Source organism: Paenibacillus roseus (assembly GCF_016424485.1).
GTDB lineage: Bacteria > Bacillota > Bacilli > Paenibacillales > Paenibacillaceae > Paenibacillus_D > Paenibacillus_D roseus.
On the sequence record NZ_JAELUP010000065.1, the window covers coordinates 296,279 to 308,015 of the forward strand.

Annotated in this window: 15 protein-coding genes; 6 read left to right on the forward strand and 9 right to left on the reverse strand. The window is 46.4% G+C overall.

The window, feature by feature from the left end:
• Positions 1 to 215 precede the first annotated feature (215 nt).
• The 3 genes from JFN88_RS13460 to JFN88_RS13470 all read left to right on the forward strand — a co-directional run bounded on the left by JFN88_RS13460 (position 216) and on the right by JFN88_RS13470 (position 1,841).
• Entirely contained in the window at positions 216 to 431 is a 216-nt protein-coding gene (locus tag JFN88_RS13460; RefSeq protein ID WP_199019803.1) for an alpha/beta-type small acid-soluble spore protein, read from the forward strand.
• A gap of 8 nt (positions 432 to 439) precedes the next feature.
• A complete protein-coding gene (locus JFN88_RS13465; RefSeq protein ID WP_199019804.1) occupies positions 440 to 580 on the forward strand; it encodes a hypothetical protein in 141 nt (46 codons plus the stop codon).
• Positions 581 to 872: 292 nt separating this feature from the next.
• On the forward strand, positions 873 to 1,841 hold the full coding sequence (locus JFN88_RS13470; protein ID WP_199019882.1) for an MraY family glycosyltransferase: 969 nt from the start codon (positions 873 to 875) through the stop codon (positions 1,839 to 1,841).
• A 177-nt stretch (positions 1,842 to 2,018) separates the two neighbouring features.
• On the opposite strand, the gene JFN88_RS13475 is transcribed toward JFN88_RS13470, so the two are convergent.
• The 3 genes from JFN88_RS13475 to JFN88_RS13485 form a co-directional block, all read right to left on the reverse strand.
• Positions 2,019 to 2,285, reverse strand: a complete 267-nt coding sequence (locus tag JFN88_RS13475) for a hypothetical protein (RefSeq protein ID WP_199019805.1) — start codon at positions 2,283 to 2,285, stop codon at positions 2,019 to 2,021.
• The gene (locus JFN88_RS13480) at positions 2,282 to 2,494 is read right to left on the reverse strand and encodes a hypothetical protein (RefSeq protein ID WP_199019806.1); all 213 of its coding nucleotides are present in this window, start codon (positions 2,492 to 2,494) and stop codon (positions 2,282 to 2,284) included. Before JFN88_RS13480 ends, JFN88_RS13475 begins: the two co-directional genes overlap by 4 nt.
• Positions 2,495 to 3,160: 666 nt before the next feature.
• On the reverse strand, positions 3,161 to 3,523 hold the full coding sequence (locus tag JFN88_RS13485) for a HesB/IscA family protein (RefSeq protein WP_199019807.1): 363 nt from the start codon (positions 3,521 to 3,523) through the stop codon (positions 3,161 to 3,163).
• 384 nt (positions 3,524 to 3,907) lie between these two features.
• On the opposite strand from JFN88_RS13485, the gene mqnE reads away from it, so the two are divergent.
• Positions 3,908 to 5,011, forward strand: coding sequence for an aminofutalosine synthase MqnE (gene mqnE, locus JFN88_RS13490; RefSeq protein ID WP_199019808.1), 1,104 nt, complete (start codon positions 3,908 to 3,910; stop codon positions 5,009 to 5,011).
• 81 nt (positions 5,012 to 5,092) lie between these two features.
• On the forward strand, positions 5,093 to 6,154 hold the full coding sequence (locus JFN88_RS13495; protein WP_199019809.1) for an NAD(P)/FAD-dependent oxidoreductase: 1,062 nt from the start codon (positions 5,093 to 5,095) through the stop codon (positions 6,152 to 6,154).
• Positions 6,155 to 6,172: 18 nt separating this feature from the next.
• On the opposite strand, the gene JFN88_RS13500 is transcribed toward JFN88_RS13495, so the two are convergent.
• Positions 6,173 to 6,445: a YuzB family protein gene (locus JFN88_RS13500; protein WP_199019810.1), complete on the reverse strand. Its 273-nt coding sequence runs from the start codon at positions 6,443 to 6,445 to the stop codon at positions 6,173 to 6,175.
• An 80-nt stretch (positions 6,446 to 6,525) separates the two neighbouring features.
• On the opposite strand from JFN88_RS13500, the gene JFN88_RS13505 reads away from it, so the two are divergent.
• A complete protein-coding gene (locus tag JFN88_RS13505; protein WP_199019811.1) occupies positions 6,526 to 6,771 on the forward strand; it encodes a NifU family protein in 246 nt (81 codons plus the stop codon).
• A 124-nt stretch (positions 6,772 to 6,895) separates the two neighbouring features.
• On the opposite strand, the gene JFN88_RS13510 is transcribed toward JFN88_RS13505, so the two are convergent.
• The 5 genes from JFN88_RS13510 to JFN88_RS13530 all read right to left on the reverse strand — a co-directional run bounded on the left by JFN88_RS13510 (position 6,896) and on the right by JFN88_RS13530 (position 11,715).
• Positions 6,896 to 7,720, reverse strand: coding sequence for an SDR family oxidoreductase (locus JFN88_RS13510; RefSeq protein WP_199019812.1), 825 nt, complete (start codon positions 7,718 to 7,720; stop codon positions 6,896 to 6,898).
• Complete coding sequence (locus JFN88_RS13515) at positions 7,720 to 8,421, reverse strand: Cthe_2314 family HEPN domain-containing protein (protein ID WP_199019813.1); 702 nt, start codon at positions 8,419 to 8,421, stop codon at positions 7,720 to 7,722. The genes JFN88_RS13510 and JFN88_RS13515 overlap by 1 nt, the downstream gene beginning before the upstream one ends.
• Before the next feature lie 180 nt (positions 8,422 to 8,601).
• A complete protein-coding gene (locus tag JFN88_RS13520; RefSeq protein WP_379167001.1) occupies positions 8,602 to 9,534 on the reverse strand; it encodes a COX15/CtaA family protein in 933 nt (310 codons plus the stop codon).
• A 225-nt stretch (positions 9,535 to 9,759) separates the two neighbouring features.
• The gene (locus JFN88_RS13525) at positions 9,760 to 10,107 is read right to left on the reverse strand and encodes a thioredoxin family protein (RefSeq protein ID WP_199019815.1); all 348 of its coding nucleotides are present in this window, start codon (positions 10,105 to 10,107) and stop codon (positions 9,760 to 9,762) included.
• A 3-nt stretch (positions 10,108 to 10,110) separates the two neighbouring features.
• Positions 10,111 to 11,715 (reverse strand): copper amine oxidase N-terminal domain-containing protein, encoded by a 1,605-nt coding sequence (locus JFN88_RS13530; protein ID WP_199019816.1) that lies wholly within the window; start codon positions 11,713 to 11,715, stop codon positions 10,111 to 10,113.
• Positions 11,716 to 11,737 lie beyond the last annotated feature (22 nt).

The following is an 11,737-nucleotide window of genomic DNA, read 5'->3' on the forward strand; positions in this document are numbered from 1 at the left end:
TATGTATGAGAGACAGATGTCTCTTGGATGATTGACACCTGTCAGACGCCTTAAAATTGGCTATGCTCGACCACCCGTAAGCGGCTCTTGCCGTTCTTTGACAGCTAGAAAACTTCTCATCATGTCGAGGAAAATTTATGGTTCCACACCATATTGTGCATAAAGCAACGATACTGGTTACATAATACTCATGAATAAATCAGGAGGTGGATATTATGGCAAGAAACCGTTCCAATCAACTCCTCGTTCCGCAAGCGCGTGCAGCACTGGAGCAAATGAAATACGAGGTCGCGCAGGAGCTCGGCATTCAAATTCCTCCGGACGGCTATTATGGCAACATGGCGACCCGTGACGCCGGGTCTCTCGGTGGATACATCACCCGCCGTCTGGTGCAGATTGCTCAGGAGCAACTCGGCGCCCGTTCCATCTAGGCTCTGCTATGGACAACGAGTATCTTCCGGCCAAGCTCCCTGACTCCCTGTTGGAGGAATTGCAGAAGTTTGAGGCGCATTGCCGGGACATCACAGGCGAGGACATCGTCGTGATTGCCTATCAGCAGCGCGAGGAGCAAGAAAGCTGACCCCTGCTCCTTTTATGAGAAGTTTATAAAATCTTTATTAAAAAATACCCGGCGGCTTTGGTGAATTCCTGTTGGAATCCGCCTGAACCACGGGTATTTTTGAAACCTTTTCGACTTGTACATCGTCTAATACTATGAAAAAATTGTAAAAAAGCTCGAAATGAATCAAATTCAGCCTATTTTCAGCGATGAACGTGCAGAGAGACCAACAAACCTCAACAAATTTCACTTTTCAAGCGCAATGGGTTTTCCGTTCTTTGACGGGCAAAAAGGAATCTTATAAGAATAGGAGCTGATCCTTATTGTTTACCTGGCTTCATTTTCAACAGCATTTGCAATTGTTCTTTTTCTGATTCCTCCACTTAGCAGGCTCGCGTTTCGTATTGATTTCCTGGATAAGCCAAGACAAGATTCTGAACGAAAAATACATAAAGAGCCGATTCCGCTTACAGCAAGCTATGCTATATTTTCAGGCTTTTTTATTGCGTACTTCATCTTTACACAGAAAATTACCCCCGGGACGTACGCTATTTTGGCGGGATCTGTGCTGCTTCTGACAATCGGTACGCTCGATGACTGGTACAAGACACGCGGCAAAGACTTCCCGGCGCTGCCCAAATTTATTGTACAAGTCATGGCAGCCGCAATCGTTTTTTTCTCGGGCATCGCGTTTGAAGGCTTTATTAATCCTTTTACCTCTGAATTTATTCATCTTCCTTATATGTTGCAATTTATTTTGACGATCGCCTGGATATTCGGCGTGACGACTGTGATTAATTTCTCTGATGGGATGGATGGTCTTGCTGGAGGCTTATCCACAATTTCTTCTGCGACGCTGTTTATTGTCGCCCTTGCAATGGGACAGACAGAATCAGCGATTATGGCGATTATTTTGGCAGGCTCAGCATTAGCTTATCTGCGATACAACAAACCGCCTGCACGGGTATTTATGGGGGACGCGGGAGCGACGTTCCTCGGTTTCATACTAAGCGTAATTGCCTTGGATGGCGCGTTCAAGCAGGCAACTGTACTCTCGCTATTCATTCCGATTCTGGCGCTTGGCGTTCCGATCTTCGATAATCTGTTCGTTGTGTTCAAGCGGCTCATACAAAAAAAGCCGATTTATAAAGCGGATGCCACCCAAATACATTACCGGCTTTTGCATACAGGACTCAAACCTGTACAAGTGATTTCATTTCTGTTCCTGATCAGCGCCTGCTTCTCGCTGTCTTCTATTATATTGCTGTTAATTGATAGTTAAATGCACGCAAAAAAGCCCCGTAACCTTCGTAGACCATTCGGATCGTATCCGTTTGATTACGTTGGGGTTACCGGGGCTAGTGGTTAAATCCATTTTCACGAATGTATGAGAGCGCCGCTGATGCTATCCTAAGAAACTCTTCTTCTTCCATTTTACCTATAGGTTTGCGTAGGACATTCACAGGGAGAAAAAGTTTTTATTCACTCTTGCATATGACATTTTTGTTAAACCACTTAGTTGCCAATGATTTATCGGTTCACGAAATTGATCGTAATATCCTGGGGGAAACTTCGGCCCTTGCCCGGTGATTTGCGTCATCAGGCCAACTTCTTCATCATTATGTGTTACTACATCAATTAAAACCATTCTTCTGAAATTTTTTTTAGAAGAATCTTGATATTGAAACTCTCCCTTATAGACATTCCCCGGCTCGTGCAAACTCACTCTTCATTTTCAACATCTTCTGGTTCCAACCAATCTCTGTGTGTGGGGTTATCTGGGTTTAGTATGATGGTTTCGCCCTTTATTTCCGGAAGCTCGAATTCTTTAAGCAACTTAGCGTAATCAACTTTGACGTCAAGATTTGGGTATTTCTTTTTGAGGGCGCTCTTCACACTGTCTCCCTCCTTATATGTATTAGAATCAGATGACATTTACCAAGCCTCCACTACAGTTTTAAACGTAGTGTATGCCACTAATAAGTTAATTATACCACTTTTTACAAGAGTTTCCACCTGTAACCCGGGACAAACAATTAGTTAAATCAACGTCTTGGCGAAGGAGCTATACGCCAGCAAATGATTTCCCCCTATCAACCCATCTCGTTCTAGTTATCTCCGTGCCTCATACTTCATCCACGCAATATGATCCCGAAAAATTGCAGGAGATAGAACCATTGTTATACCCGGATGATATTTAGTTAACCAATCAGTAAAGTAAACGAACCTTTAACGTAGTCCCTCACAGTACGTTCTCGAAGACCCTCCGCCTTTTTCGTAGCCATTACCATATCCAATGCTTCTTGGAACGTTAGTTCGGGAAACTCTTGTCAGGTAACTTGAATCTTTCTCTTACATTTCGCTAAAGCCAAATAAAAACGCCTCCTAACGGTTATCTGTACGAGACAGATCGTCAAAGAGGCGTAATTGACAACCCTTAAATGAATATTTAGGGATTGTTATTATATTCGGGATTTATAACGTTCAAAAATCCGTTGTAACTATCAACCCTAAATCGTCAATGCCAACGTTAAGCAATCCGGTATAAATCACCGTGAAAACCACCGTTAAAAATCCCGAAAATCTTGGCAGGCTCTTCAATTAACACTCGCCCGCAGGAGCCGGTTTGCCCGCATCGGCAGCCGTTCTGAAGCTGGAGCCGCATCCGCAGGTAGCAGTAGCATTGGGATTCTCAATTGTAAACCCTCCGCCCATGGACGATTCCTTGAAGTCAATCTGCAGGCCGTTTAAATATTTTAAGCTGTCATCATCCACGACCACCTTAAGCCCCTCAATGGACAATTCTTTATCGTTATCGTGCTGCTCGTCGTCGAATCCCATTCCATAGGAAAATCCGGAGCAACCGCCTTCTTTTACGCCAATGCGGAGAAACAGACCCGGCGTGTCTTCCTCCAGCAACATATCTTTAATTCTCGATGTCGCAGCTGAACTGATTTCAATCATGGATATCCCTCCTGACCTGACTGTCTTGCCCCTTTAGTATACTGCACATTTTCATTTCTCTCAACCGTTCCAAATGACACCGGTCACTACTTTCTTGTTGCTGCTGCTTGACAAGAGGTTTATAATGAGGACAGTTAATTCTTTAAGGTATTGCTTGTTACTTTTTTCACAAACCGCATCCCTGCCTGATAGCCTGATATCAGTGTAGAGATGACGGTCTTATTGCTTTGGTCAAGCGCAAACGGCTTTGCCGTCCTTGGACGAGCAAAAACTTCGTTTCGTGGTGAAATATAAGCTCATTTATAGAAGGAACTTTATAAATTCTTATATTTTCAAAAAGAGTTAACACTGAATGAGAGGTCATTTTTGAAGGAGGTTTTGGTCATGAACATCGTCGTGACTACACCAGAAAAGCGATTTCAGGAGATATCCGAGAAAGTTCGTCATGGCGAACGCCTGTCATTAGAGGACGGTATATTTTTGTACCAAACCGATGATTTATTGTCTGTCGGACAGTTGGCCAATGAGGTCAATCTTCGCAAGAACGGCAAGAACGTTTATTTTATAGAAAATATGAGCCTGTACTTCACCAATGTCTGTGAAGCGCACTGCGCTTTTTGCAACTTCCGCAAGGATCAGGGCGACGAGGGCGCTTATACGCTGAGCGGTCCCGAAATGATTGATTATGTAGAAAAGCATTTCCACCCTGGCGTACGGGAGTTCCATATTGTCGGCGGACATAACCCGCATGTGCCTTTCCAGTATTATGTCGATTCGCTCAAAGCGCTGAAGGAGCGTTTTCCTGAAGTTACTTTGAAGGCTTACACGGCGGCGGAAATTGATTTCTTCTCCCGTATTAGCGGCTTGAGCTACAAGGAAGTGCTGCAGGAATTGATCAATGCCGGACTTGGCACGCTCACTGGCGGTGGTGCAGAGATTCTATCTGACCAATACAGGAAAAAAATGCGCGTCAACAAGGCGGATGTCAGCCAGTATTTAGAAGTTCACCGCACTGCTCATGAACTCGGGCTGCGCACGCATACGACAATGCTTTATGGCTCAATTGAGACCCATCAACAGCGCATTGAGCATATGATGCAAATTCGCGAGCTGCAGGATGATACGAATGGCTTTATGGTGTTCATTCCACTGTCCATGCAGCCGATCAATCCGAAGGCAGGCATCAGACGCCGCAACTCGGCTTTTGAAGACTTGAAGACAATCGCAATCAGCCGGCTGATGCTTGACAACATTCAGCATATCAAAGCCTACTTCATCAACATCGGAACACAGCTTACTCAAGTATCCTTGGCCATGGGAGCCAGCGATGTCCACGGGACAATTGTTAAGGAACGCATCAGCCACGCGGCAGGCGCTCTTACGCCTGAGGGCATTACTCGAGAGGATCTGATCTGGCTTGTCAAAGGCGCAGGCCGGACACCAATCGAACGCGATACCTACTACAACGTAGTGAAAGTGTACGAGTAATTCAGCACATACTAATGCAGAACTGGCCGGAAGTCATGAAAGTAATTCATTAAAGCCAAACAAGATAAGGTTGGGATACGCATGAAACGGTTTGTAATTTTAGGAGGCGGCTACGGCGGACTTACCCTCGCCCAAAGTTTGCTCGAAGATACGATTCCAGATGATGTGACAATTACCTTAATCGACAGAATGCCTTTTCAAGGACTGAAGACAGAGTATTATGCATTAGCAGCGGGGACGGCCTCTGATTTAGAGCTAAGAGTGGCGTTCCCGTCTGATCCCCGTCTGAAGCTTGCTTATGGGGAAGTAAGCGGCATTGATTTTAACACCCGTACCGTCCACATAGAAGGGCAGGACCCGATTGAATATGACGGACTTGCCATTGCCCTCGGCTGTACGGATCGTTATCACGGGATTGAAGGTGCAGAACAGTTCTCTACCTCTATTCAGACGTTCTCGGCAACACGGGAGACCTACCGTCAGCTATGCGATGTAAAGCCTTATGGACAAGTCACGATTGTCGGGGGCGGACTGAGCGGCGTCGAAGTTGCCGCCGAGCTTAGAGAAAGTCGGCCTGACCTGAACATTCGCATTCTGGACCGCGGCAGCAATATCTTGTCCGCCTTCCCGACAAAGCTTCAACACTATGTTGCCTCATGGTTCTATAATCATCATGTGGAGATGTGCGGCCATGTCTCACTGACCAGACTGGAGCAAGGCGTTCTATACGACCAGAACAAAAGCATCGAAACAGATGTCACAGTATGGACTGCCGGCATCCAGCCGGTTCCTCTCGTTCAGCAAATGGATCTGCCCAAGGATTCGCAAGGCCGGCTGATCATAAACGAGCTTCACCAGATTCCCGATCACCCGGAGGTGTTCGTGCTAGGAGATTGCGCCAGCCTGCCATTCTCGCCAAGCGCTCAGGCCGCTGAGGCGCAGGGCAAGCAGATCGCCGAGGTTGTACATGCCATCTGGCATAACAAAGAGTGCAAGCTTGGCGAAATCAAGCTGAAGGGCGTCCTCGGCTCTCTGGGTAAAAAATCAGGCTTTGGCCTGATGGGCAAACGGACCATTATCGGCTATGTGCCGCGGGTTTTGAAAAGCGGAGTGCTTTGGATGTCGAAACACCATCTTGGTTAACAACTTGCATCGGCTGGATTATAAATCATCAAGCAACTTGTCCAATGCTTCCTGATCGTCTGTTTGCCGTTTGAGTACTTTCATAATTTGATCGTATAGCTCTTCAACATTCTCGACGGCTACGATCTCGCCTTCGACCAACGCATAAGGCGAAAGATAGCACTCCCCGCAGTTGCCCAGACAGCCGTATTCAGCGACTTCAAACTCCGGTTGCTCTTCAAGCTGTTTCATAACCTGATACGTGCCATGATGCATATTGCTGGCGCAAAATTCAATCATTGGCTTAAGCATATTTGTCACCTGACCTTGTTAGTTCCATTTTCATTTGACTTGCTTTATACTATAATAAAGAAAGAAAGGAGTGAATGGCAATGAGCGAAAACGCACAAAGCACCATGTATGATGAAGTATTGGACGTTCTCGACAAGCTGCGCCCGTTCCTGCAACGTGATGGCGGCGACGTTGAATTGGTTGATGTAGAGGATGGCATCGTAAAGCTGAAGCTGGTTGGCGCCTGCGGCAGCTGCCCAAGCTCAACAATCACCTTGAAAGCCGGTATTGAACGCGCCCTTGTTGAAGAAGTAGAGGGCATTCAAGAGGTCGTTCAAGTATTTTAATGATATGCATGTACCTGACAACGGATCATGCTCAGCTTTAGCAAAGAGTCTGGTCTGCACAGCCCCCTTCCGAGGCGATATTGCAGACAGACTCTTTTTTTGCTTTCTATATTTAGAGCTTGATCTATCCTTTAAGCGTGCGCTTGATCGGATCAAGCCCGCCTGTCACATCCAGGATATTGCCCGTAATAAAATCCGATCTCGAATCGCAAAGAAAATAGATGGCGCGCCCCACATCCTCACCCGTCCCAGGTCTGCCGCGAGGCGATTCTTCATCGATTTCCCCTTCCACATCATCAATGGACTTTTCTTTGTTAATGCCGCGAATGTCACCCGGGCATATCATATTCACCGTGATGCCGTGCGCCGCTTCCTCTACAGCCAGCGTCTTCGTGAACGATACAAGTCCTGTCTTTGCTGCGGCGTATACGGCTCTATGGGGCCACGCTCTTGCCTCTCCGGCATGACCGAATCCAAAGTGAATAATCCGCCCCCATCGACGCTCACGCATTCCTGGCAGCACATGGTGGTCGAGCAGCATCACGCCCAGCAAATTTCCATTCAGCATTTGATAAATCTCATTCGTGCTATAATCCAGGAATACTCTCCGTTCCCTGATGAAGGGACCAGCATTATTAATGAGAATATCAATGCTACCGAAGGTCCTCTCTGCCTCATCCGCCAGAAACTTGACCTGCTCGGGGTCGGAAATATCCGCCTGAACCGCCTCCGCTCCCACACCCAGAGATTGAATGTACGCTTTAAGCTGGAGTGCTTCCTGCTCGCTGTGGACATAATTTAATACAATATTGCAGCCCTGGCTGGCAAGAAGCAGCGCCGTGCTTTTTCCAAGCCCTTTGGCACTGCCGGTTATTAAAGCTGTTTTCCCCTTTAAACCCACGGAATTTCTCCTCTCCACAGCTTGATCGCCAAATAGCCCCTGTGCCATTAGCGAAATCTGGCGTAAGCATAGTCAAACGTATGGTATAAGGACTCCACAACCATTTCACAGCCCTTGTCCAGATCAATTAGCTGCTCTTTGACGTTCTCCAACTCCGCTTCCTGACTGTTTATGCTGTCCAGACGGCGTAGATCATCCTGCATTTCGGGGTTCATGTAGTGAATTTCAGTATTGCGTCTTTTGCGCAATCGAGATAAAGGTTCTTTATAGCCATCCTTCAGCTCATTCAGTATTTTGGATAGAGGGGGGTGCAATTTCTTCTCTCTCATATTGCGCAGAACGGTAAAATACGAAAAATGCGGCTTAACCCGCTCTGTTTGAAGTTGGAACATATCGTTCATCAAGGTTCCCAGTTTATCCAACAAGGAAAAAACGCGTATAAACGCATTTTTATCAAAATAAACATGACGGTAATAGCTAAGCAAATCCTCTTCCGTCATCTCCGCCATGGATGTTGTCTTGATCCGTTCTGCAAAACGATGGGCAGCATACTGGCTCTCTTCCAGCTCATCCAGCGAAGCCAATAGTCCCAGGGTCCAGATTTCATACTTCCGCAATTTATGCTCCTGCCGCGGGTCTTTCTCGATCCGCTCCTGCATTAGGGACACGAAGCGCCGGATCAGATGAATGGTCTCTCCCAATCGGCCTTCGAGCTTGCGCGGCGGTTCACCAAACATCATACGAAGCATCGCAAGGCCACCTTTCCTCAACTCTGTTGCTGCCAACAATTTGCGCCTTACTTAGGTAGTATGGTGAAGCAAGGTTGAAATATTCTTCATCACCAGCCACAACCCTGCACGGTATCCATCCTGTTTATTTTATCATGTACTGCTCCGCGCAGCTACATCAGTGACATGTCTTGCTCAAACTCAGGACCTTGCATGTCCCACTTTGGACCTCCATGCCTGAATGCATATATCGATTAGAAGTGCAAAATAGCCGCATATAATCAGGTTATGAAGCAGACCTGTGAAGATAAACACATTCTCATCACCAATCGAATACGTCAAAAGCGCTCCGCTGAATACTTGCACAACGACCAAAAATACGGCCCAGCGACTGACCTTTAGCAATCCTTCATGAGCGGTGCGCTTGTGAATATGGATGGTCAGCAAGATAACAAACAGCACAAGAATTAATGCGGCAATACGGTGCAGGAACACAATCCCGGATGCCCCACTAAGCTCAGGGATCACTTCTCCGTTACATAGCGGCCAGCCCAAACAACCCCCGCCTGATTTGGTGTGCCGGATATAGGCTCCCATGTAGACAACAATATACGTATAAACAAATAAAGCAAACGAAAGCTTGTAGACAGAGGCTGGCACCGTATTCCACTGGGCTTCCGTCTTGCCCTTCCTGAAACGCGATATCCAGATGACAAGCAGCATCGTGCTTGCAAATGCCATAAGCGAAAAGCCAAAATGCAGCGCCATTACCGGCGGTGTCTGCGGCCACATGACTGCAGCAGCGCCAAGCAGCGCCTGCAATACGGTAAAAAACAGCGCGCTTCCGGAATAAAGGACCGCTTCCTTGTGACTGCGGAATTTGAGCAGTGTATATATAAATACCAATACAACGACAATTCCTACCATCCCGGTAACCAGGCGATGAGAATATTCAATAAAAGATTCGAGCGTATAGGCAGGAATGAATTTGCCATGACAAAGCGGCCAATCATCTCCACATCCTCTGCCCGAACCTGTGTTGGTTACTAGCGCCCCGTTCAATAGTACAAGCAGCATCCCTATGCAGGATACAAGCGCAAGCAAGCGGTAGCTTTTGGGTACCAAAACATTCACCACTTTTCGTATAAATAATTACAACCCATTATAGCGATAAAAAAGGGCAAAAGCCATGTTGAAAATGTGACAATCCCCGTCAAATCAACGGTTTTCGCAACGTGTCAATACCCTGTCACACTTCATGAGCACGTAATCCATACCAAATGAAATACCCGCAGGACAGCCCTATTTTTACAGGCCGCACTACGGGTATTCTTACTATTCATCCCAACTGCGCGAGTCTTACTTGCCGGTCAAAGCACCTTGCACCTGAATGGCCCGGTCAATGAATTGCTCAATTTCGTCGCGGCTTTTGCGAAGCTTATTGACGAAGCGCACAAGTTCCTTGCCTTCATAGAAAGCAATAAAACTTGGAATCCCCAAGATATTCAGCTCGCTGCACAGTTCAGCCAGATCATCGCGGTCGATTTCTACGAAGGTTACCTGATCCTTGTACTTCTCTTCGACCTCCGGCATAAAGGGATCAATGAAATGACAATCCGGGCACCATGTCGTTTTGAATACTGCAATGGTTAGTTGTTGCTTGCCCGTTAGTTCACGAAACTGCTGCTCAGTCTGCAGTTTTTGCATGGTCTACAGCTCCCTTTCTGCAATCAGGATTCTGTAATCGTCTCCCCAATCCTCCCAATGCAGCTTCCCGCCCAAAGCCTGAATCAGATCACGCGCAGGCACATAGAGCGTTCCGTCTACATTGATTGTTGGTGTGGACCATTTTACCACATTTCCATTCACAGTCAAAGAATCGGAACCTTTAACAAGTGAAATTCTTGTGTTGGTCGGTTTGTCATAAATCTTGAATGTCGTATCATCCTCTGTGTAATCGAGACTGGCGCCGAACTGATCCAGTGTGTCGCGCAGAGGTAGCAATGTAATGCCTTGCGGCAGCAAGATTGGCGGATTATAAGCATAATTGCTGAAATACAAGGTTTGCTTGTTCAGACCAAACTTCTTCATCAAGTTATAGACCGTGGAATACTCATTGAAGTAATCCATCACTTGGAAACTTTCGGCATTTACAAGATTTTCGAGGCCATACGAAGCCAAAGTTTCAGCAGGTTTAACAGGAGTTACATTGCCGTTCACATTCCATGCTTCACTTGTAATATTAAGACTGACCCCTTCAAATAGATTGCTCAGCTCATCATCTTCCTGCGGGATTTCAGGCTTGATTACTGCTGTGAAGGCGGATTTGCGAATGTCCAGCTTGCTATCTACAAACAGGTTGAATTTCAGATAGGAATTGGCATTCAGAATTTCCGCCAGCTCTGTATCGCCATCCTCGATTGTGCTGTCCAGCTGGGATTTGATTTCCTGGAGGAAGTTGATAATCTGATCCGCGATTTCAGCAACAAATTGCTCTTTTGTTTTTCCTTCCAGATTTTCTTCGGAGAACGGATCTTCAAGACCAAGAGAATCCAAAAAATCAGTTTGCTCGGATGTAATGCGAACCAGCTCCGTCAGCAAATTGCGAATCCCTTCAGGGTCAGAGATGAGTGCGGACAGGAAGTTTTGTGCCCAAGGCAGCAGTTCAGAGCCGTCAATTTCAGCCTCAACATGCAGACCAGTCAAATTTTCATTATGAACAGTTTCAGACCCTGGCTTGACGGAAATCCGTTTCGGATTCGGGAGTTTATCAATAATAAAACCGCCTGCAGTCTCCGCGACCTTTCTTTGGAGTTCAGCAGCCTTTTTTTGCACTTCCTCATTCGAAAGCTCATTGGCCAAATTCTCCTCTTCAGGCTCCAGTCCATAGCCGTAATTGGCAATGTCGCTCAATGTAATCACAAATGGGCGCTTGGCCCCGTCAATATGTACCACTGCCTGCTTATTGTCGCTGTACACGGAGAATGCAACATTCTCGCTGCCCAGTGAAAGAACACCGTTTGTGGAAAATTGCTGCTCTTTACTCAACTTAATATCTTTCAATTCCAGCTTTATATTGGAGAACAGTTCCATCAACGCTGCTTCATCAGGATCAAGCCCTTCTGCCGCGTTCTCCTTCAACAATAGCTTGAACTCTACATTTTGGCTGCCCTCAGAGGATGTCACCTTTAAGGACTGCTTCAGAACCGCGTTAAAATCCAACCCCCCTATGGATTGGCAGCCTGCTACGATAATTAATACTAATGAAAGCAATAATGCAATGAATCCTTTTTTGCTTACCCGCTTTTTATTCAAGTTTCTTTCTCCTTTCGATAAT

Excerpts from the sequence above, each read along its gene's own strand:
- JFN88_RS13510 (WP_199019812.1), bottom strand. The coding sequence starts at position 7,720 with ATGGCACAGGGGCTATTTGGCGATCAAGCTGTGGAGAGGAGAAATTCC.
- JFN88_RS13495 (WP_199019809.1), top strand. The coding sequence starts at position 5,093 with ATGAAACGGTTTGTAATTTTAGGAGGCGGCTACGGCGGACTTACCCTC.
- JFN88_RS13515 (WP_199019813.1), bottom strand. The coding sequence starts at position 8,421 with ATGCTTCGTATGATGTTTGGTGAACCGCCGCGCAAGCTCGAAGGCCGA.
- JFN88_RS13480 (WP_199019806.1), bottom strand. The coding sequence starts at position 2,494 with ATGTCATCTGATTCTAATACATATAAGGAGGGAGACAGTGTGAAGAGC.
- JFN88_RS13525 (WP_199019815.1), bottom strand. The coding sequence starts at position 10,107 with ATGCAAAAACTGCAGACTGAGCAGCAGTTTCGTGAACTAACGGGCAAG.
- JFN88_RS13505 (WP_199019811.1), top strand. The coding sequence starts at position 6,526 with ATGAGCGAAAACGCACAAAGCACCATGTATGATGAAGTATTGGACGTT.
- JFN88_RS13485 (WP_199019807.1), bottom strand. The coding sequence starts at position 3,523 with ATGATTGAAATCAGTTCAGCTGCGACATCGAGAATTAAAGATATGTTG.
- JFN88_RS13500 (WP_199019810.1), bottom strand. The coding sequence starts at position 6,445 with ATGCTTAAGCCAATGATTGAATTTTGCGCCAGCAATATGCATCATGGC.
- mqnE (WP_199019808.1), top strand. The coding sequence starts at position 3,908 with ATGAACATCGTCGTGACTACACCAGAAAAGCGATTTCAGGAGATATCC.
- JFN88_RS13465 (WP_199019804.1), top strand. The coding sequence starts at position 440 with ATGGACAACGAGTATCTTCCGGCCAAGCTCCCTGACTCCCTGTTGGAG.
- JFN88_RS13460 (WP_199019803.1), top strand. The coding sequence starts at position 216 with ATGGCAAGAAACCGTTCCAATCAACTCCTCGTTCCGCAAGCGCGTGCA.